Source organism: Promicromonospora panici (assembly GCF_900608595.1).
Taxonomy (GTDB): Bacteria; Actinomycetota; Actinomycetes; order Actinomycetales; family Cellulomonadaceae; genus Promicromonospora; species Promicromonospora panici.
In genome coordinates this window covers 13,754-33,088 of the sequence record NZ_UWYY01000014.1, presented here as the reverse complement: position 1 = coordinate 33,088, position 19,335 = coordinate 13,754, and the positions used below count along the sequence as shown (strand labels likewise).

The window sequence follows — 19,335 nt, the reverse complement described above, 5'->3', positions numbered from 1 at the left end:
GCCAGTGGGGGCGTTCTCCCTACCGTGGAATCCAGGTCTTCGTCATTCGGGAGGGGACATGGCTGACAAGTCCGAGAGCAGAACCACCACCGACCACGACGAGATCCGGGGCTGGGTGGAGCAGAACGGCGGGACGCCGGCGAGCGTCCGCGGTACCGACGACGGCGGTGAGGCAGGCGTCCTGCGGATCGACTTTCCGGGAGGCGCCGGTGAGGACGAGCTCGAGCGGATCAGCTGGGAGAGCTGGTTCGAGAAGTTCGACGACGCCGGCCTCGCGTTCCTCTACCAGGCGGAGCGGTCGGGAGGCGGCGGCAGCACGTTCTTCAAGCTCGTGCGTCGCTGAGCCCGCCGCCTGGCGTTCCGCGGCGGTCAGCCCAGCGTGGGTCAGCCCAGCGTGGGTCAGCCCAGCGTGGGTCAACCCAGCGTGGGTCAACCCAGCGTGGGTCAGCCCAGTAGGGCGCGACGAGCACGGGCGGCATGGTGGCGCTCGGCGCCATCGTGAGCGGCGGCGCCTCCTCCGAGATCCGGACCGGTTCGCCGGACAGCAGCCGGGGGAGCAGCCGGAGCGTGGCATCGGTGGTGCGGCCTCGTTCGCGGCCGGATACGCCGAGCGCCTGCCAGAACGGGGCGCCCGGGAACCCGCCCGAGCCGACGCCGAGCAGCAGCCGATCGTTCGACAGGTGCTGGAGGGTGGCGGTCTGCAAGGCTAGCCACGGGGCCGGCCGGAGGGGAACGGCGAGAACGCTGAAGCCGATCCTGACCCGCGTGGTGACCGCGGCCGCCGTCGCCAGCGTGAGCGCCGCCTCCAGAGTGGGCGTGCCGTCCCCGAGGACCAGGTCGGAAGGCCACAGGGATTCCAACCCGAGCTCCTCGATCTGGCGCGCCGCCTCGGCGACCGGCGGGGTCTCGGGGGCCTCCAGCGCCTCCATGGCCATCGGCAGGCTGGTGCCGATCTTGATCGTGGTCATCACTTGATCGTGGTCATCACGCCAGCGTGCAACCTCGACCGGTGTCGAGGTCAAGGGATCTCGACGTCAGGGATCGCGCCCCGGACGCCTGGTTCGAGGCAGAGTGGGGACACGGACAATCTGGAGGAGATCGTGGACTACCGCAATGAGCTGAAGTTCGGGTCCTTCATCACGCCGGCGAACCAGGATCCGCAACACACGGTGGAGCTCGCCGTCGAGTCCGAGCGGGCCGGGCTCGACCTGGTGACGTTCCAGGATCACCCGTACCAGCGAAGGTTTCTCGATACCTGGACGCTCCTGTCGTACGTCGCCGCGCGTACCGAACGGGTGTCCCTGGCTCCGAACGTGGCCAACCTGCCGTTGCGCCCGCCCGCCGTCCTGGCCCGATCGGCCGCCTCGCTCGACGCCCTGACCGGTGGTCGCGTGGAGCTGGGCCTGGGCGCCGGCGCCTTCTGGGACGCGATCGAGGCGATGGGCGGCAAGCGCCTGGCTCCGAGGCGGGCTGTCCAAGCCACGCGCGAGGCGATCGGCGTCATCCACTCCGCGTGGGGGCGCGGACCCGCGCGGGTCGAGGGCGAGTTCTACTGGGCGCGAGGTTCCAAGCCTGGTACCCGCCCGGCCCACGACATCGGGATCTGGATCGGCGCCTACAAACCCCGCATGCTCGAGCTGACCGGGTCTCTCGCCGACGGCTGGCTGCCGTCCATCGGACGGATGAGCACGCAGGAGATGTCCGCGGCGAACGCGCGCATCGACGACGCCGCAGCGGCAGCGGGCCGTGATCCCGCCGACGTCGTGCGGATCGCCAACGTGTCAGGTCCGCTGACACCGCAGGTCGTGCCGCAGTGGGTCGATCAGCTCACGGCGCTCGCCCTGACGCAGGGGTTCTCGACCTTCGTCCTCGACGGCGACGAGCCGGCCGGCCTGCAGCTGATTGGTCAGGAGATCGCGCCCGCCGTCCGCGAGGCCGTGGCTGCCGAGCGCGGCTGAGCACGCTGCGCGGCAGGGCCGCCGAGCGGAGCAGCGGGTGCCCGGCGGCAGGCCCAGCGGCCAGTCAGGAGCCGGCGCGCAGGCCGCGCAGCGTGTGTTCGAAGCTGCGGACGAAGCCGTCGCGATGCTGCTGATCGCAGGCCCGGGCGATGATGCCGCGCTCCCAGATGAGAAGGTAGACGTCCTCCTCCGTGAGATCGTCCCGGATCGCGCCGGTGGCCTGGGCGTCGCCGAGGAAACCACCCGCTACCTTGCTGGCGTGCTCGCACAGGGCGGCGATCGGCTCGGAGCCCGGCAGGGCGCGCAGCAGGACGTCGTTGGCCGCGGGCTCGTCGTACTGGAGCAGCCAGATCTGGCGCAGGTAGCTCTCGAACCGTTCGACCGGGTCCTCGATCGCGCGGACGGCGGTGATGATGCCCAGGATGCGCTCGGCCACGAGCTCCTCGACCACCGCGTCGATCAGCCCTTGCCGGCCCCCGAAGCGGTGGTAGATGGTGCCCTTGCTGACGCCCGCGGCGCGCGCCACCTCGTCCAGGGGGCTGTTCAGCCCGTGCGCCCGGAAAACGTCGAGGGCGGCGGTGCGGATGCCCTCGACATTGCGCCGCGCATCGGCGCGTAGCCGAGGGCCGTCGGAGCTCATCGACCGGCTCCGGCCGCCGCGGCCTGCGCAGTGCCGTCGGGCGTGCCGACCGTCTCGTTCCAGCTCGTGTCCAGGGCCTGCAGGAACGCGTCGACCGGCTGTGCGCCGGAGATCGCGTACTTGCCGGCGAAGACGAAGAACGGTACGCCGCTGATGCCGTACTGCCGGGCCTGCTCGAGATCCTTCGCGACCTCGTCGGCGAACTCGCCGCTGGTCAGGGCGGCGAGGGCGGCGTCGCGGTCGAGCCCGACCTCTGCGGCCAGGTCCGCCAGGACCTCGTGGTCGGCGACGTTGAGCCCGTCGGTGAAGTACGCCTTGAACAGCCTCCGCATCATCTCGTGCTGCTTGCCCTGCGTGGCGGCGAAGTGGCTGAGCTGGTGTGCGGTGCGCGTGCCCACGGTCTGGGCGCGCTCGAAGTGGTAGTCCAGCCCGATCTGCCGGGCGCGTTCGGTGACCTGCGCGTTCATCTCCTGCGCCTGCTCGAGCGGGATGCCGTACTTGGCCGCCAGCATCTCGGCCGTGTCGACGGGGGCGTCGCTCTCGGAGAGCTGCGGCATCAGGAGGAAGCCGTGGTACCGCACCTCGACGCCGGAGGCGTGCGGGAACTTCTCGAGCGCCTGGTCGAGCAGTGTGTCGCCCATGTAGCAGAACGGGCACATGACGTCGCTCCACACGTCCACGACGAGCCGGTCGGTGGCCTGGCCGAATGCCTCGCCGGCCATCAGCGGCACTCTCCGTCCAGGTCGCAGACGCCGAACGCCTCGCCGGCGGGCAGAAATTCGAACGGTGAGTTGTTGGACCCGGTGGCCGGGCCGCCGCCGACTGCCACGGGGGTGGGTTCTGCCGGGACGTCGACCACTGGGGCCGGCTCCGAGATCGCGTTACTTGACGTCATGGTCAAGAACCCTAGGATAAGTTGAATGGTGCGTCAAGATGACCTGGAACGACTGAGACGACTGGAAGAACCGGCAGCGACGGGATGAGCTGAAAGATGTCCACTGTGCAGTTCGAGCTGTTCACCTCGGCCTTCTGCGGCCCGTGTCACCACACGCGCGCAGTCGTCACGGAGGCCGTGCGGCTCATTCCCGGCGCGACGATGGTCGAGCACGACGTCGCGCACGAGACAGACTTGGCCGAGTCGCTCGACATCCGCTCGACGCCCACCGTCATCGTCCGGGATGCCGACGGCGCCGAGACGTTCCGCGCCGGCGGCACCCCGAACGTCGCGCAGGTACTCGTCGCGGCGGAGCGCGCGCTGCGCTAGGGCCCGCGTCAGTCCAGGACGGCGAACGCCTCGACCTCGACCAGCACGTCGGGCTCGAACAGGTAGTCGACGCCGATCAGCGAGACGGGCGGCATCGGCTGCGGGATCCCGAGCTCGTCGACGACGCTGTTGAAGCCCGCCGTGAAGTCGTCCATCTTCTCGGGGCTCCAGTGCGTGACGAAGAACCTCAGGCGCACGACGTCGGAGAACCTCGCGCCGGCGCCGGCGAGGCCGCGCGCCGTGTTGCGGAGGGCTTGCGCCACCTGGCCGGCGAGGTCGTCGGTCGCTATGCGGTTCCCCTCGGCGTCGCGCGCGATCTGGCCCGCCACGTGCACCTGACGGCTGCCCGTGCCGACGGAGACGTGGTGGTACGGAACGGGCTGGAACATGCCCTCGGGGGTGAGGAGCTGGACGGCCATGGACGGGTCCCTTCGTCTGTTGGTCGCCTTGCGGCGAACTCGGTATCCAATGTGTACTAGGTGCCCAAAGGGAACTTCAACGAGACCAGGTTTCATGCCGGATACCACCCAACCCGCCGAGCGGATCCAGATCTCCGCGCACCACCGCGAGCTGCTCGACCAGGTGCTCGACAAGTGGTCGCTCCAGGTGCTCGACGAGCTGTGCGAGCGGCCGCTGCGGTTCAACGAGCTGCGCCGTGCGATCCCGGTGGTGACGCAGAAATCGCTGACGGCGACGCTGCGGCGCCTCGAACGCAACGGGATGGTCGACCGGGTGGTCGTCAGCTCCCGCCCGATCGCCGTCGAGTACCGCATCTCGCAGCTCGGCCGGTCGATCCAGGACCTGATCGACGCCCTGTTCTACTGGAGCGCCGAGAACATGGCCGACGTCGAGCGGGCGCGGGCGCGGTTCGACGCCGAGGAGTGACGGGCGTCCCACAGGTCAGGCCGCGGCCGCCCAGGACAGGGCGCGCAGGCATCCAGAGCGAATGTCGTCGAGGTGCGCGGCGAGCGCCGCCGGGGCGTCGCGGTTGAGGCCCTGGCGCACCGCCGTCAGGCCGGGGCCCAGGCGGAGGTGGATGCCCCAGGTGAGGTGGGCGGTGGCGAAGCCCAGGGCCGCGGCCGGGCGGAGGTCGGTGCCCGCCAGCTCGCTGACGGCCCGGCCGTAGACCTCGAGCAGAGCCGGCTCGTCGAGCTCCCCGTGACCGCCGAAGGCGCGGTAGAGGGAGACGAAGGTGCCCAGGTCGTACCCCACGGGCCCGACACCGACGTGCTCCCAGTCGATGAGGGCGAGGGCGCCGTGCGGGTCCAGCCCGGCATTGCGCGGGGTGAGGTCGCCGTGGACCAGGGTGGCGGGCAGTCCCTTGGCGCGGGCGCTCAGCTCGTCGGACGCGTCCAGACAGGCGTGCAGAGCCTTGGTCTGCTCGGGGGTGAACAGCGTGCGGAGCCGGGGGTCGTCGGCCAGAGCGTCGAGGTTGTCGTGGCCGGCCGGCACATGATGGGCGTACGCCGCGTAGCCGTCCTGCTCCAGCCATGGCGCGTCGAGCAGGCTGGGGCGCAGGGCCGCCGGGAGGCACAGCAGCGCGGTCCGCCGGGCCGCGGTCATGGCGGCGTCGGGGGTCCAGCTCTGCTGCAGGACGGCGGCGACGTCACGCATGACGATCCAGGTGCGGTCGTGGTGGCGGAACACGGTCGCGCCCGACGGCGTCGTCAGGCCGCGGGGGAGCAGGTCGGGAACGCTGCTGCCGTAGAAATGAGCCTCGCGGCGGTCGAGCAGGCGATCGCGCGAGTCGAGCAGGGTCTGGTGCCCCCAGCCCAGGATCTTGACGATCCACAGGGACGGACAGGCATACGGCGTCGCGATGCTCGCCCGGAGGACCGCCGCCTGCCCCAGGCCCGTGGACAGGTCTCGCACCGACAGCACGTGCGCTCCGGCTCCCCATGGGCCCTCGTGGGAGGCGAGGGCGGCGGCGACGGTGTCGGCGTCGGGCAGGACGCGGTCGGTCATCTGCTTCCTCACGGCGGCGGTGCTGTGGCGTCGGGGACGAGAGGACATCCGACCACGGAGGCGCGAAAGATGTCATTCCGCATTCAGTGGTTCTGGGATGTCGAGAATCTGGTAGCGGCTCCGTCCCAGGTTCGGAAGCGGCCACGAGGGCCGTCCGACACAGGGAGTGAGACCGATGGAACAGCACGAGATCACCGAGATCCTGAACCGGCCGTCCAGCCAGGAGCTGCTGGGCCGCGACATCACCCGCCTGGCCTACGTCGCCCAGGACGGCACGCCCCGCACCATCCCGATCGCATTCGTCTGGAACGGCTCGACGGTCGTCATGTGCACGTCGAAGAACGCCCCGAAGCTGGCGAGCCTGCGCGCGAACCCGATGGTCGCCCTGACTATCGACACCGAGGTGCACCCGCCCAAGATCCTGCTGATCCGCGGGCGGGCGGAGTTGGACGTCGTGGACGGGATCCCGGAGGAGTACCTGTCGATGAACACGTCCTACGAGATGACCGCTGAGCAACGGGTCGAGTGGGAGAAGGAGGTCCGCTCCCTCTACGACGGCATGGTCCGCATCGTGGTGACGCCGACGTGGGCGAAGCTGATCGACTTCGAGACGACGCTGCCGAGCGCTGTCGAGGAACTCGTGCGGGAGCGCGAGGAGCGGCAGCGGGCCTGAGCTGTGGTCTACCGGGCGGCCTGGAGCCGGAACGACATGGAGGTCGCGTCCTCGCGTGCGGCGCCCCCGTCGGCGTCGGTGACCGACACGGTGGTCCTGGACGGGACGGGCAACGGGATCATTGCGGAACCGCGTCGGCCAGGTGGTTGCGGATACCGCGGAGGGCCGCTTCGGCAGGGCCTCATCCGGAAGCAGGTTGAACGTCGGCCCGGCCAGGAAGATCGCCCGGAACCTGCGCGGCAGGTCCAGCGCCTCCATCCGCTGGTCGTGGAGGGTGACGGCGATACCCTCCTCGTCTGCCCGACGCCGGCAGCGCGCCAGCATGTCCGCGGAGGAGTCGACGCCCTCGACGTCCAGGCCGTGCCGACGAAGATCGAGCAGTCCGGGACAGATGCTGCGGCAGATTTCCCCTGGGTTGAGATCCTGGATGCGTTGGTGCCGCCGCCGAGTAGTTGAGGCTGATGCGTCGAAGCACCGGCCGTTGAAACACCGGCCCAGGCCGTGTCTCGGAACTCGTCGGCGCTCGGGAGAAAGGCGACGGACTGGAGAGTTGGAGTGAACCCCGAACCACACCTCAGAGCGGCCTCACAGCCGCCCGCCGCCCAACAGGTACGCCGCGAGGAGCGCGACGCCGGCGAGCGTCGGCGTCCAGAACGTCACGAGCATGCCGCGGCGGAGCCGGGCCTGGGCAGTGACGAGCTCGGCATGTGCCGTCCCGGGCGGACGCGCGGGAAAGATCGTGTGCGCGGGGTTGGGTGAGGCGGTGTCTCCGGCGTCCCTGCCTCGGAGCGGGAGGCGGGCGGTGACCTCGAAGCCGCTGTCGGGCGTTGCCGCCGCAGACAGGCTGCCCCCGGCGATGCGGACTCGTTCGTCCAGCCCGATCAGCCCGTACCCCGTGCCGTCACTCGTCGGTCTATGGGGTGGGGCGTCGTTCGTCACGGTGACGACCAGGAGGTCGCGGCCCGCGGCGGCCTCTTGGGCGAGCGCGACCCGGACGGCGGCACCTGGTGCGTGCTTGGCGGCGTTCGTCAGGGACTCCTGCACCACCCGATAGGCGGCACGAGCAGTGGGCGGGGTGATCTCGCCCGGCCGGCCGCGGCCCTGCTCATCCCACGGAGTCAGGGTCACCCGCATTCCCGAGGCGGCGGCCCGCTCCACGAGCGCCGCTATCTCGTCGCCGTCGGTCGCGGCGAGGCCGGGTGGCGCGTCGCGGGGGGCGGGCTCGGCGTCGTCCCGCAGCATGGTCACGACCTCGTGCAGCCGCCCGGTGACGGCGGCCGCGGACTCGCGCAGCTGCGCGGCGGTTGCCCGTTGCCGAGGGTCGGTGGTGCTCGCCTCGAGCGCTCCGGCCTGGACGGCGACCAGGCTGAGGTCGTGGCCGAGCGAGTCATGCATGTCGCCCGCGATGCGGGCGCGCTCGCGCAGGCGAGCCTGCCCGACGGCGCGTTCCTGCTCGTGCTCCAGCCGTTCCGCCAGGGCCCAGCCCGCGCGGACGAGCTCGCCGTACTGGTACACGTACTGCCCGGCCGCCCACGGCACGAGCACCTGGAGCACGAGCCCGGTGAGCATCTCGAACCAGTCGTCCGCAGTCCCCGGCGTCCCGCCGGTTGCCACGACCAGCGCGAACACACCGATCAGGACGACCACGACGGCGCCTAGACCCACCAGCGCCCGCCGTCCGTCGGTCCGGCGGCCGAGCAGGAACGAGAACACGAACTGCGCGACGACGAGCTGGCCGGTGTAGAGATTTCCGCTCGCGACGATGGACAGCGTGCCTGGCAGGACAGCGGCCACGACGGGCCACCGGCGGGCGACGGCCACGGCCACGACCAGCAGCGGGACGGCGGCCACGAGCAGGGTTGTGGCGCCCCACCTGGCAGCTCCCTCTGATTCGTTGTCGCTGACCAGCGCGAACGCGACCAGGACCGCGAGCAGGCCGGCATCGACGGCGAGCCGGATCGACCAGGGCCGGCGGTCAGGTGGGCCGGACCGGCCCGGCGGCGGTCCTGGGGAGAACTGGCTACGCACCGGTTCGCCCGTCGACCTCGTGATCGACACGCGTCTCGTCGACCAGCCCGGCCTCGTGGGCCAGCACGGCGGCCTGCACGCGATTTCGTACGCCGAGCCGGGCCAGCGCGGAGCTGACATACGCCTTGACCGTGCCCTCCACGAGGAACAGGCGGGACCCGATCTCCGCGTTCGACAGGCCGGCGCCCAGCAGCGACAGCACGTCGCGTTCACGCGGCGACAGGCCGGCCACCAGCTCTCCGGCGCGAGCCCGACGGCGGTCCGCGGCCGATCCGGCAGGGCCTCGGCCGCCGTCGTCCAGGAGCCGGATCACGCGTGCGGCGACGCGTGGCGAGAGGTACGCGGCACCGTCGTGCACCGCCCGGACCGCGGCGATCAGCTCGGCCGGGTCGCCCGACTTGAGCAGGAACCCGCTCACGCCGGCGGCGAGCGCCGCGGCGATGTACTCGTCCTCGCCGAACGTGGTCAGCATCAGCACTCTGGTCTTCGGAACCGCGCGCCGGATCTCCTCGGCGGCGGCCAGCCCGTCCAGCTGCGGCATACGAATGTCGAGGACGGCGACGTCGGGCTGGTGCGTGCGGGCGAGTGTGACGGCGGCAAGACCATCAGGGGCCTCGGCGACCACGTCCACGTCGTCGGCGGACGTGAGGATGGTGCGCAGGCCCGCTCGGATCATGGCTTCGTCGTCGGCCAGGAGGACGCGGATCTCGCTCACGGATCGACGGTACCCGGGCGAGGGCCGCGCCCGGCGGCCGTGGGGCCGCCTGTGGAGAAGACCTGACGAACGACAGTAGTGCGAGTGCCGATCGACGGGATCCCCACGTCGGGCGGCCGCCATAGGTTCACTGGGTGATCGAGCTGAAGAACCTGACCAAGCGGTACGGCGACAAGACCGCTGTCGACGACCTCACCCTGCACCTCGAACCCGGCACCGTCACCGGGTTCCTCGGTCCGAACGGGGCCGGCAAGTCCACCACGATGCGCCTGATCCTGGGGCTGGACGCGCCGACGTCGGGCACCGCGCTGGTCGACGGGCGCCGGTACGCCGACCTGGACCGCCCGCTGACCACGATCGGCGCCCTGCTCGACGCCAAGGCGGTGCACCCCGGCCGCACCGGACGCGACCATCTGCGCGCCATGGCACGCAGCCAGCGCATCCCCGCGCGCCGCGTCGACGAGGTCCTCGAACGCACCGGCATGACCGCCGCCGCACGACGTCGCACCGGCACTTACTCGCTCGGCATGAGCCAGCGGCTCGGCATCGCCGGAGCCCTTCTCGGCGACCCGCGGGTGCTCATGCTCGACGAGCCCGTCAACGGCCTGGACCCCGACGGGGTCACTTGGATCCGCACCCTGTTGCGCGGCCTCGCCGCCGAGGGCCGCACCGTGTTCGTGTCCTCACACCTGATGAGTGAGATGCAACAGACCGCCGACAGGCTGGTCGTGCTCGGCAAAGGGCGTGTGATCGCCGACGAGCCCATGGCGAACCTGCTCACCGCCACCGGCTCACGCGTGCGGGGGCCCGCGTTGGAGGCGCTCGCGGAGCGGCTCGACGGCGCGCGATGGACCGGCGACGGCGAGCTGACCGTCCCCGGCGTGCGGCCCGAAGAGGTCGGCGCGCTCGCGCACCAGCTCGGCCTCTTGCTGCACCGGCTGGAGGCGACCGAACCGACCCTGGAGGAGTCATACATGAGCCTGACCGCGGATGCCGTGGAGTACACCGCAGGAGGTGAGGCATGAGTGCGACCACCGCGCAGGCGGTGCGCACCGCGCCCGCCGCCCAGCCGCCGACGGCCGCCGCCCGGACCGGGCTCGGCGACGCGATCGGCTCGGAGTGGATCAAGCTGTGGAGCCTGCGCTCCACCTGGTGGTACCTCGGTGGGGCCGCCGCGATCGTCGTGCTGACGAGCCTCCTCGAGCCCGGCGACGGCGACCCCACCACACCGAACTCCGTGGCTCCCGTGCTGGGGGCGGTGTCGTACTTCGTGCAATACGTCCTGGCGGCGTTCGGGATCGTGGCGATCACCGGCGAGATCGCGACCCGGTCGATCACGGTCACCATGGCGTGCACGCCGCGGCGCACCCGGATCATGATCGCCAAGGCGCTGGTCGTGGGCGGTGTAGTGCTCGTTACGTCGCTCCTGGTGACCGGGGGCGGACTCCTGCTCACGGCTGTAAGGTTCGGCGAGCTCCCGCTTCTCGACGGGGCGCAAGCAGAGACCGTGCTCGCCGCGTCCGTCTACCTGGCGCTGCTCGCCGTGTTCTCGCTGGGGTTGGCGACGCTCGTCCGCCGCACCGCCGGGGCGCTCTCCGTCGTGCTCCTTCTGCTCCTCATGGTTCCCGAGCTGCTGCGGATGCTGTCCGTGCGGATCGAGGCGCCGTGGGTCAACACCGTCGGGGACTGGACGCCGAGCCCGATCGGATGGCGGCTGATGGAGGGGCAGTGGGCCGATGGGCTCGCGCTCCTCGGGTGGGCGGGAGCGGCGGTCGCAGCGGCGGTCTGGGTCCTGCGGCGGCGGGATGCGTGAGCGGGAGGGCGGTGCCTCCTTCGGAGGCGTGTCAGCACCGCCGCAGCTCGGCAACCATCAGGTTCGGGTCGTTCCCGGCCAGGTTGGCGCCGTTGGTCACGTAGGCCCGATGTCCTCGAACGACGACGGCCGTGGTCCCCTGCATCCCGTCCTCGGTATCCAGCAGGGTTGCGTGGGAGCCGTCCGGGCCCACCCGCACGAGCTTGCTGGTCTGGTTGATCGCGGAGAGGATCTCGGTGCCCCGGCCGGTGAAGTCGAAGTCGTCGATGCCCTCCAGCCCCGTGGCCCGGACCTCGGCGCGGCCGGAGCCGCCGTCCTCGGTCACCGGGATGCGGACTATTGTGCCGTGGTCGGAGTTGCTCGCCCACACCGCTCCGTCGCGGATTTTCAGGCCGTTGGCACCGAAGAACCCACTGGGCGCCAACGCCGGGTCCGCCGACCACACGGTGGCCTCGCCCCCGCGCAGCGGCGCCTGCCAGATGCGTCCGCCGCTGGAGTCGGTGACCAGGAAGCGGTCCCGCCTGTCGTCGATGACCAGGGCGTTCGGCATGGTGTCGGCAGGCAGCGGCACGACGAGCCGAGGCTCGCCGGATCGGCGGAGCTGCCAGATCCCGGTCAGCCCACCTTCCCCGGAGGAGTAGAGGAAGTACACGGCACCGCTGTCCGACCGGGCGGTCCCGGTGACCACAGGACTCCCGACAACCGGGGTGGTGCCACCGCCTCCTGGTGGGGGCGGCATGGTGGCGAGTACCTGGACAGCGCCGTCGTGCGCGACCCGCACCACCTGGCGGCCCGGGATCATGCCGATGACCGCGCCACCGCCAGGCTCCGGGGCGATGCTCTCGGCAGCCTGCCCCGCGGCCCGGTCGAAGTGGGCGAGGACGCGCACGTCGCCCAGGCAGGTGTCGGCAGCGTGGTCCGGGGGCGTCCACGTGGTGCCCGGGTCCGCCATCGGGGCCTGGGCGGTGATGGCCGTAGTGACCGGCGCAACCGTGGTGAGCAGGACGGCGAGGCCGAGCGCGGCGGCATAACGCCGCAGCCCGTTGCTGTGGTGGGAGTACACAGGTATTCCTTACGAGGTGAAGAGTTCCGGGCCCAGCACGGCCAGCAGCTCCAGCTGCGAGACCGCGGCGCTGCCCGGCGCGGGTGAGTACACGATCAGGCGCTGGTCATGCCGGTCCGTCGCCAGGACGTCGAAGTCCAGCTCGATGAGCCCGAGCGCCGGGTGCAGGATGCGCTTGCGGTCGCTGCGCCGGACTGCGACGTCGTGCTGGGCCCAGAGCTCGGCAAACTCCGCGCTCCGGGCGCGCAACGCCCCGACCAGCTCGTCCGCCACGGGATCCGCCGGGCGAGCTGCGAGGGCCGCCCGCAGGTCGTCAACCAGCGCACGGCTCTCGTGCTCGTGGTCCTCGACGGGATAGCGCCCGCGCATCTCCGAGTCGGTGAACCACCGGTAGGTGCAGCTGCGGGCGAGGCCGCTGAAGGAGGTCTGCTCTCCCAGCAGCGCGTCCGCCATCGGGTTCTGTGCGAGCACGACGTTCAGGTCGGAGGCGATCAGGGCGGGCATGTCCCGTAACCCGTCCAACAGCCGGAAGAGTCCGCGGCTGACGTGCTCGTCGCCACCGATGCGAGGTGGGGCGTGATGACCGGCGAGATGGAAGAGATGGTCACGTTCGTCGACCGTCAGCCGCAGGGCGCGGGCCAGCGATGCGAGCATCAGGGCCGATGGTTGGGGGCTGCGGCCCTGTTCGAGTCGGGCGTAGTAGTCCGGTGACATGCTGGCGAGCTGGGCGACCTCGGAGCGGCGAAGCCCGGGCGTCCGACGTCGTCCCCCGGCCGGAAGGCCGACAGCTGCTGGCTGGAGCAGCGCCCGTCGGCGTCGGAGGAAGCCTGCGAGATCGGTCCGTTCCATGTCGCCAGTATTGTTCCGGCACGCAGACACAACCAGGACTCGTCGATACCACCTTCCGGCATAGCCTGGAGCCGAACCTCACGGAAGGAAGCACCATGCCCCGCGTCCTGATCATCGGCGGCCACGGAAAGATCGCGCTCCGGCTCGCCCCACTGCTGGTGGAGCGTGGCGACGTCGTGACGAGCGTGATCCGCAATCCCGACCACGCGGACGAGGTCGCGGCCACGGGAGGCGTCCCGCTGGTCGCGGACGTCGAGCACCTCGACACCGCCGGCCTCGGCGACGTCGTCCAGGGACATGACGCCGTGGTTTGGTCGGCGGGCGCGGGCGGCGGGAACCCGGCGCGCACCTACGCCGTCGACCGCGACGCCGCCATCCGCTCGATGGACGCCGCGAACGCGGAGGGCGTCATGCGCTACGTCATGGTGTCGTACCTAGGGGCGGGGCCCGGCCACGGTGTGCCCGAGGACAACTCGTTCTTCGCCTACGCCGAGGCCAAGACCGCTGCCGACGAGCACCTGCGTGCCTCGACGCTCGACTACACGATCCTCCAGCCGGGCCCGCTCACGCTGGACGAGCCCACCGGGCTCATCGAGGTGGCGAACCCCGGCCGGGGCCGGGTCTCGCGGGCCGACGTCGCCGGTGTGATCGCCGCGGTCCTGGCGGACGACAGCACCATTGGGCGCACCATCCCGTTCGGCAACGGCGGGACGCCGATCGCGGAGGCGGTTGCCGCTGCTGCCCCGTGAGGCTGGTGGGTCGGCGGTTCCGGTGACCTCGGGTCCGGTGGCCCGATCACTCCGGGTGAGCAGTTGGCTGCCTCGCGTATTGCCGCCGGGAGGGCGCCCCTACGATCAGCGCATGCCCCAGCTGGTCGCCATCGCGCTCGTCGTTCTCACGCTCACGGCTTGCCAGGATGGGTCGGGATCCCTGCCCGGGCCCGGGCAGGGTGCCGGGCAGGACAGCGCGTCCGTCGAGGTCACCGACGTGACCCTCCCTCCGACGAACGGCCGGTTCGACTATCAGCTCGGCACCGCCTACGAGCTGGAGGGCGGGCTCGACGTCGTCGTGCGGGACGCGACCGCCGATCCCGCCGCCAGGGCCTACAACATCTGCTACGTCAACGGCTTCCAGACCCAGCCCGGCGAGGCGGACCTGTGGCTCGACGGCAACGAGGATCTCCTGCTCCACGATGCAGCCGGCGACCTCGTCGTCGACTCCGACTGGCCCGACGAGTACGTCCTGGACCCGTCGACGCAGGCGCGGCGCGACCGCATCCTCGCCATCCTCGGCCCGGTGCTCACGGGATGCGCCGACGCGGGGTTCGACGGTGTCGAGATCGACAACCTCGACACCTGGACGCGGTTCACCGACCGGAGCACGGGCCTGATCGAGCAGGCGGACGCCCTGGCGCTCGCCGGCGCCTACATCGACCTCGCCCACGAGGCAGGCCTCGCCATCGGGCAGAAGAATGCCGCGGAGGCGACGACGGAGGGCCGCGAGCTCGGGTTCGACTTCGCCGTCACCGAGGAGTGCGCGGCCTACGACGAGTGCGGCTCCTACAGCGGCGTATACGGAGAGCAGGTGCTGCAGATCGAGTACACGGACAACCTCCCGGACGGGTTCGACGCCGCCTGCGCCGACCCGGACCGCGCGCCGCTGACGATCCTGCGCGATCGCGATCTGGTGGGCCCGGACGACGCAGCGTACGCGTACGAGCAGTGCTGAGCCCGGGTCCGCACCGTCGCCGTAGTGGTCGTGAGGGTGTCGCTCGCGCGCAGTTGACCGCTGGCCGTTCGTTGAGCTGACCTGTGACGTCGCCGACTTCGTCGGCTCGGGAGGGGTCCCCGGCGGGCTGCGCTTCACTGAGCGCGGACCCGACAAAAGGAGCACCCCATGGATCCCGAGAGCGGCACGCCCCCCACTGGTGGCGAGGCGAGCTCGCCGTACATCGTCTGGCCCGAACGGCCCACGGCCGACCTGCTCGCGGTCCTGCTGGGCAACGCGACCCTGCTGGGCCTCGGCTACGCGTTCCTGCGGCGGTTCGGACTCTTCGCCGCGGCTCTGGCGGGCACGGTGGTGCTGGTCGGCATCCTCGCGGCCGCTCCCGGTGTCCCCGGCTGGCTGATCGTGCTCGCGGTGTGGTGGCTGGCGATGATCGCGCACGGGTGGTGGCTGGCGCGACCAGGGCGTGTCGCCTCGGCGGAACGCCCGCTCACCCAGCGCATCGTGGCGGGCACGGTCGTCGTGGCGCTGGCGGCCACCGTCGTCGGGCTGCGGGTCGACACGGCGCGCACGGTCGACGCCGCCGCCGAGGCCCACGCGGCCGGCGACTGCGACCGGGCGAGCGAGCTGCTGGAACGCATCGGGCCGACCGATCGTGTGGTGTACGGGTCGATGGCGCTGGAGGGTGAGGCGGACCTGGCGGCCTGCGGGCTCCTGCTCGAGGCGCTCGGGCCCGTTGAGCAGGGGCGCGAGGCTGCCGCGGAGCTCCAGGTGTACATGGACAACCCGAGGGCACTGTGGGATGGCGCCGGGCCCCTGCGCGCCGGGCACCTGCTCAAGGCCACGTACGCCTCCGGCCACGTCGACCAGAAGGCGCTGGAGGCCGGCTTCGAGCAGCTCGAGACGACACTGGACGAGGCCCCGAGCCAGTCCGGACGGGTGGAGTCGGTGGCGGAGGCGTTCCTGACCGACCTCGCCGAGGAGCCGGACCACTGCGAGGTCCGCGACGTCGTCGAGTGGGTCGACGGCCAGGGCTGGAAGGCGCCGGAGCTGGCCGAGCCGGTCGCGGCGGCGTCGGACGAGGTGCCGAGGCGGATCCTCGGGTGCGCCAGAACCCTGGCCGACGCCGACGAGCTGACGTCGTCGCGCCACACCTACGAGGCGTTCCTGCACGACTACCGCGACGACCGGAGGGCCGACGCCGCGTCCGACGAGCTGTACGACGTGATCACCGGGATCCAGCGCAAGCACGTGCGCGACCTGCTGACCGCCGACCGGTACTGCGCCAACCCGGAGCCGTACCGGGGCGCCGCGCCGTACCGGCGCAGCGGCGGCAACCCGATGCGGGTGTACGGGATCGACCCGGTCGCGCACGCCTTCCCCCGCCCCTGGCGGGCGAGCAGCCTCGAGGACATGGTGCTCGTCGCGTGCGTCGACGGACCCAAGGACGGCTCCTACCAGGACACCTGCGCGTACGAGAGCGACATCGGCCCCTTCGGGTCGGACGTGGACTTCTACGCGAGCCGGTTCGACGTGAAGCTCTACGAGGTCCGGACCGGCCGGCAGGTCGCGGCCTTCTCGGACGAGTTCGGCGAGCCCTGCCCGCCGAGCATCCTGGTCGAGTCGTACACGGGCATCTTCGTCCCGCGGGACACCAAGCGCTCGTCGTTCACCTCCGGCGACCTGCGCGGAATGTTCGAGGTCTACCAGAGCTGACCCTGCCGAGGTAGAACTCTGGCGAGGTAGGACCGTAGCTCGGCCACGGTTCTACTTCGCCAGAGTTCTACCTCGCTGCAGTCCTACCTCGCTGCAGTCCTACCTCGCCAGAGTTCTACCTCGCCAGAGTTCTATTTCGGCAGGGGTTGCGGTTCAGCAGGATCAGGCCAGGTCCTCCAGGACCAGGACGTCCGGCGGGACCAGGGTGCGAGTCTGCAGCAGCTCGGTGATGAGGTTGTGGTTGAGCATGTTGCCCACCGGCTCGCCGACCTCCTCGCGGGTCAGCCCGGGCACCCCGGCTCGCGACAGCCGCCGTCGGACGCCGGACACGAGGTGCTCCACGCGCTTGCCGCTCCACTGCTCCTCGGGCCGCAGCCCACTGAGGTCGGCGGCGACCTGCTGCCAGGTGCAGGGCTGCGGGTAGGCCTCGTGCAGCAGGTACTTCTGCCCGAGCGAGACCAGGGCCAGCCGTTCGTCGGCGCGGAGCTTCCAGGGCTTGTCCTTGAGCGTCGCGGAGTCGGGAGCCGGCCGGGGCAGGCGCCCGTCCTCCCCGGCGACGTACAGCTCGAGCAGGTGCCGGCGCCGTGCGGTGCCGTTGACGAACACCGGCGTGTACCCGGCGTCGACCGGGTACGGATCGTCCTCCGGGAAGAGCGTCATCGAGCGGGGCAGCTGGAGCGCCCGGTGCCCGGTGTTGGTGAGCCACCACTGGCCACCCCGGAACGTCACCGTGCCCTGGTTGCGGCTGATCCGCAGGTCGTCCTCGCCGACGCACACGTGCACCTCGGGACGGTTCCGCCCGAACACCACCGTGCGTTCCTCCCGGGCGCCGAGCCGGATGCCGCCCGACACGGAGAGGGCATAGATGGTGCCCGGGTCCGACGTCGGCACGCCGAACGCCAGGCTCGCGTGGCTGGGGGAGAGCGGTTCCGTGCCCTCCATCTGCGGGATGTCTGTCATGGCGACCTCCAATTACTCCCGTCGCGAGCGTGGCACGACCGCCCGGGGACCCCTCCCGAGCCCGTCAGGACGCGGCGGGCAGCGCCGCGGCCACCGGCTCGGCGATATCCAGCAGCAGGCCGCAGAGCTCGTCGACCGACTCGTCACCGCCTGCCTCGAGCTGGAGCCGGACGAGCTCCGCGACGGTCTCCCCGTCCCCGTCGACGCTGGGCGCCACGCGGTTCACGATGGACACGAGACACGAGTCCGCGGACCAGGAGTCGCCCTCGTCGTACGCCTCGCGCCCGCTGAACACGTGGCGCTCGCCGTCGTCCTCGTTGCGCGGGTCGCTGTGCTGGAACAGCACGCGGAGGTCCTTGCCGTCGTCGGTCTCCCACCGGCAGTCCCACTCGGCGAAGCCGACGTTGGGGTGGACGGCGTCGACGCCGGGCAGGCGTTCCAGCGGCGCCCCCGTGAGCAGGTCGCACGCGCTCTGCGTGTAGAGCGAGCCCGCCGGCGGAGCCTGCTCGCGGCGCGGGATCGGGCCGTCGTTGAGCACGGTGGTGGCCTGGTTCAGGGTCGCGTCGGCCAGGGCGCACAGGTCGTCGACGTCGCCCGACTCCGCCTCGGCGTCCAGCGAGATGTTGTAGCCGCCGCCCGGCAGGAAGAGCTTGCGGCTGCACTCGTCGGGCAGGTCGCTCTCGTCGTCCACCACCGTGATCCGGCCGACGCGCCGGTTCGGCTCGGTCGGGTCCTCGGAGTTGTGCCAGAGCTTGATGCTGACCTCGGTCACGGCACCGTCGTCGCTCGTCACGAAGACGTCGCAGCGGTTGAGCTCGCCGTTGTCGGTGTCGAGCCGCGTCAGGCCGAACGCGCCGAGCGCCTCGACGTCGAGCAGCGCGCACGGGTCGGCGGTCGCGGGAACCCCGATGATGCCCGCGGTCCCGGTGCCGCTCCCGAACGGCGCGTCCGTCGTGCCGCCATCGGCGGTGGTGCCCGGAGTCCCGCCGGCCTCCTCGCGGTCCAGGGCCGACCAGGCGGCCGTGGTGAGCCCGGCCACCAGCACGAGCGCGGCCGCCGCGACCACTACCCAGCGGGGTCGCGGGCGCTGCCGGGCAGAGCCCGGCCCGACGCCTGCCGTCGGATCGCCCGCCAGGGCCGCCAGCTCCTGCCGGGCCTGCCGGAGCCGCGGCCGGTCGCTGGGCTTCTTGGCGAGCATCCGCAACATGACCGGGGCAACGCTGCCGGCCCTCGTGGGCGGCCGGACATCCTCGGAGACCGTCTTCCACAGCAGGGCGTGCGCGTTGTCGTCGCCGAACGGGCTGGTGCCCTCGAGCGCGTAGTACAGCGTGGCGCCGAGCGACCACACGTCGGCGGCCTCGGTGAACCGTCCGCCCTTGGCGACCTCGGGAGCGAGATAACCAGGGGTCCCGGTGAGCGCTCCGGTGGCGGTGACCGTCTCGTCGTTGTGCAGGGGGCGGGAGATGCCGAAGTCGGCGAGCTTCGCGAACCCGTCGTCGGTGACGAGCACGTTGGCGGGCTTGACGTCCCGGTGCAGGATCCGGTGGGCATGCACCGCCTCGAGGCCGCCGGCCAGCTGGGCGCCGTAGCGGGCGGCCTCCTCGGCCCGCACCCGCCCGACCTCGGAGAGTGGCCGGCCGGCCACGAACTCCATGACCACCCAGACCTCGCCGTCGTCGTCCACGACGTCGTGCACGGCGACCACGTGCGGGTGGCTGATCCGCGCCAGGTTCTCGGCCTCGCGGCGGACGCGGTTCGCGCCGCCCTCGTCGCCGTCGTACCGCGTGCGCTTGAGCGCTACGGGCCGCTCGTGCAGCCTCAGGTCGGCGGCACGCCAGACCTCGCCGTGACCCCCGGCCCCGAGACGTTCCTCGAGCCGGTAGCGGCCCTCGATGATCTGCCCGGTGTGCACCTGTCGTTTCTCCCCCTGGATGACACGCCCGTCCGCGCGCTGTGCGGGAACGAC

22 protein-coding genes and 1 pseudogene are annotated in these 19,335 nt (G+C 71.5%); 10 read left to right on the top strand and 13 right to left on the bottom strand.

Translation table 11 applies throughout. From position 1 onward, the window contains the following. Window positions 1-58 precede the first annotated feature (58 nt). A complete protein-coding gene (locus EW117_RS17190) occupies window positions 59-343 on the top strand; it encodes a hypothetical protein (RefSeq protein ID WP_129787938.1) in 285 nt (94 codons plus the stop codon). On the opposite strand, the gene EW117_RS17185 is transcribed toward EW117_RS17190, so the two are convergent. Then, window positions 324-968 carry an LLM class flavin-dependent oxidoreductase gene (locus EW117_RS17185; RefSeq protein WP_207211910.1) on the bottom strand — a complete coding sequence of 215 codons (645 nt, stop codon included), beginning with the start codon at window positions 966-968 and terminating at the stop codon, window positions 324-326. The genes EW117_RS17190 and EW117_RS17185 overlap by 20 nt on opposite strands. Window positions 969-1,100: 132 nt before the next feature. Between EW117_RS17185 and EW117_RS17180 the strand changes: the two genes are divergently transcribed. Continuing rightward, entirely contained in the window at window positions 1,101-1,958 is an 858-nt protein-coding gene (locus tag EW117_RS17180) for an LLM class flavin-dependent oxidoreductase (protein WP_242504348.1), read from the top strand. 64 nt (window positions 1,959-2,022) lie between these two features. Here the strand turns inward: EW117_RS17180 and EW117_RS17175 are convergent, their stop codons facing one another. Genes EW117_RS17175 through EW117_RS29470 form a run of 3 tightly spaced genes read right to left on the bottom strand, consistent with a single transcriptional unit; the run spans window position 2,023 to window position 3,493 of the window. Further along, entirely contained in the window at window positions 2,023-2,598 is a 576-nt protein-coding gene (locus tag EW117_RS17175; RefSeq protein WP_129787937.1) for a TetR/AcrR family transcriptional regulator, read from the bottom strand. Further along, window positions 2,595-3,320 (bottom strand): DsbA family oxidoreductase, encoded by a 726-nt coding sequence (locus EW117_RS17170; RefSeq protein ID WP_129787936.1) that lies wholly within the window; start codon window positions 3,318-3,320, stop codon window positions 2,595-2,597. The genes EW117_RS17175 and EW117_RS17170 overlap by 4 nt, the downstream gene beginning before the upstream one ends. Continuing rightward, window positions 3,320-3,493, bottom strand: coding sequence for a hypothetical protein (locus EW117_RS29470; protein WP_165362733.1), 174 nt, complete (start codon window positions 3,491-3,493; stop codon window positions 3,320-3,322). Before EW117_RS29470 ends, EW117_RS17170 begins: the two co-directional genes overlap by 1 nt. Window positions 3,494-3,589: 96 nt before the next feature. Here EW117_RS29470 and EW117_RS17165 point away from each other — a divergent pair, with 96 nt between their 5' ends. After that, window positions 3,590-3,862: a thioredoxin family protein gene (locus EW117_RS17165; RefSeq protein ID WP_129787935.1), complete on the top strand. Its 273-nt coding sequence runs from the start codon at window positions 3,590-3,592 to the stop codon at window positions 3,860-3,862. An 8-nt stretch (window positions 3,863-3,870) separates the two neighbouring features. On the opposite strand, the gene EW117_RS17160 is transcribed toward EW117_RS17165, so the two are convergent. After that, window positions 3,871-4,281 carry a RidA family protein gene (locus tag EW117_RS17160; RefSeq protein WP_129787934.1) on the bottom strand — a complete coding sequence of 137 codons (411 nt, stop codon included), beginning with the start codon at window positions 4,279-4,281 and terminating at the stop codon, window positions 3,871-3,873. Between the two features lie 94 nt (window positions 4,282-4,375). Here EW117_RS17160 and EW117_RS17155 point away from each other — a divergent pair, with 94 nt between their 5' ends. After that, window positions 4,376-4,747 carry a winged helix-turn-helix transcriptional regulator gene (locus tag EW117_RS17155; RefSeq protein ID WP_129787933.1) on the top strand — a complete coding sequence of 124 codons (372 nt, stop codon included), beginning with the start codon at window positions 4,376-4,378 and terminating at the stop codon, window positions 4,745-4,747. A 15-nt stretch (window positions 4,748-4,762) separates the two neighbouring features. Here EW117_RS17155 and EW117_RS17150 read toward each other — a convergent pair whose 3' ends face one another. Further along, on the bottom strand, window positions 4,763-5,827 hold the full coding sequence (locus EW117_RS17150; protein WP_165362732.1) for a phosphotransferase family protein: 1,065 nt from the start codon (window positions 5,825-5,827) through the stop codon (window positions 4,763-4,765). A 175-nt stretch (window positions 5,828-6,002) separates the two neighbouring features. Between EW117_RS17150 and EW117_RS17145 the strand changes: the two genes are divergently transcribed. Next, on the top strand, window positions 6,003-6,500 hold the full coding sequence (locus EW117_RS17145) for a pyridoxamine 5'-phosphate oxidase family protein (protein ID WP_129787931.1): 498 nt from the start codon (window positions 6,003-6,005) through the stop codon (window positions 6,498-6,500). Between the two features lie 183 nt (window positions 6,501-6,683). Here the strand turns inward: EW117_RS17145 and EW117_RS30820 are convergent. The 3 genes and pseudogenes from EW117_RS30820 to EW117_RS17130 all read right to left on the bottom strand — a co-directional run. Beyond that, window positions 6,684-7,073 (bottom strand): annotated as a pseudogene (locus EW117_RS30820) (class I SAM-dependent methyltransferase); the annotation flags it as partial. Between the two features lie 12 nt (window positions 7,074-7,085). Next, window positions 7,086-8,558 (bottom strand): sensor histidine kinase, encoded by a 1,473-nt coding sequence (locus EW117_RS17135; RefSeq protein WP_129787930.1) that lies wholly within the window; start codon window positions 8,556-8,558, stop codon window positions 7,086-7,088. Next, the gene (locus tag EW117_RS17130; protein ID WP_277986474.1) at window positions 8,521-9,243 is read right to left on the bottom strand and encodes a response regulator transcription factor; all 723 of its coding nucleotides are present in this window, start codon (window positions 9,241-9,243) and stop codon (window positions 8,521-8,523) included. Before EW117_RS17130 ends, EW117_RS17135 begins: the two co-directional genes overlap by 38 nt. Before the next feature lie 134 nt (window positions 9,244-9,377). Here EW117_RS17130 and EW117_RS17125 point away from each other — a divergent pair, with 134 nt between their 5' ends. Both EW117_RS17125 and EW117_RS17120 read left to right on the top strand, forming a co-directional pair. Beyond that, window positions 9,378-10,268: an ABC transporter ATP-binding protein gene (locus EW117_RS17125; RefSeq protein ID WP_129787928.1), complete on the top strand. Its 891-nt coding sequence runs from the start codon at window positions 9,378-9,380 to the stop codon at window positions 10,266-10,268. Further along, window positions 10,265-11,056, top strand: a complete 792-nt coding sequence (locus EW117_RS17120; protein ID WP_129787927.1) for an ABC transporter permease subunit — start codon at window positions 10,265-10,267, stop codon at window positions 11,054-11,056. Before EW117_RS17125 ends, EW117_RS17120 begins: the two co-directional genes overlap by 4 nt. A 31-nt stretch (window positions 11,057-11,087) precedes the next feature. Here the strand turns inward: EW117_RS17120 and EW117_RS17115 are convergent, their stop codons facing one another. Next, window positions 11,088-12,119: an SMP-30/gluconolactonase/LRE family protein gene (locus EW117_RS17115; RefSeq protein WP_129787926.1), complete on the bottom strand. Its 1,032-nt coding sequence runs from the start codon at window positions 12,117-12,119 to the stop codon at window positions 11,088-11,090. 9 nt (window positions 12,120-12,128) lie between these two features. Next, window positions 12,129-12,968, bottom strand: a complete 840-nt coding sequence (locus EW117_RS17110) for a helix-turn-helix transcriptional regulator (RefSeq protein WP_129787925.1) — start codon at window positions 12,966-12,968, stop codon at window positions 12,129-12,131. 95 nt (window positions 12,969-13,063) lie between these two features. On the opposite strand from EW117_RS17110, the gene EW117_RS17105 reads away from it, so the two are divergent. The 3 genes from EW117_RS17105 to EW117_RS17095 all read left to right on the top strand — a co-directional run bounded on the left by EW117_RS17105 (window position 13,064) and on the right by EW117_RS17095 (window position 16,409). Next, entirely contained in the window at window positions 13,064-13,717 is a 654-nt protein-coding gene (locus tag EW117_RS17105; RefSeq protein WP_129787924.1) for an SDR family oxidoreductase, read from the top strand. A 112-nt stretch (window positions 13,718-13,829) separates the two neighbouring features. Beyond that, a complete protein-coding gene (locus tag EW117_RS17100) occupies window positions 13,830-14,696 on the top strand; it encodes an endo alpha-1,4 polygalactosaminidase (protein WP_129787923.1) in 867 nt (288 codons plus the stop codon). Between the two features lie 168 nt (window positions 14,697-14,864). Beyond that, complete coding sequence (locus EW117_RS17095) at window positions 14,865-16,409, top strand: hypothetical protein (protein WP_129787922.1); 1,545 nt, start codon at window positions 14,865-14,867, stop codon at window positions 16,407-16,409. A gap of 162 nt (window positions 16,410-16,571) precedes the next feature. Here EW117_RS17095 and EW117_RS17090 read toward each other — a convergent pair whose 3' ends face one another. Next, complete coding sequence (locus EW117_RS17090; protein ID WP_207211909.1) at window positions 16,572-17,369, bottom strand: FHA domain-containing protein; 798 nt, start codon at window positions 17,367-17,369, stop codon at window positions 16,572-16,574. A gap of 64 nt (window positions 17,370-17,433) precedes the next feature. Continuing rightward, window positions 17,434-19,281, bottom strand: a complete 1,848-nt coding sequence (locus EW117_RS17085) for a serine/threonine-protein kinase (RefSeq protein ID WP_165362731.1) — start codon at window positions 19,279-19,281, stop codon at window positions 17,434-17,436. Window positions 19,282-19,335: the final 54 nt, after the last annotated feature.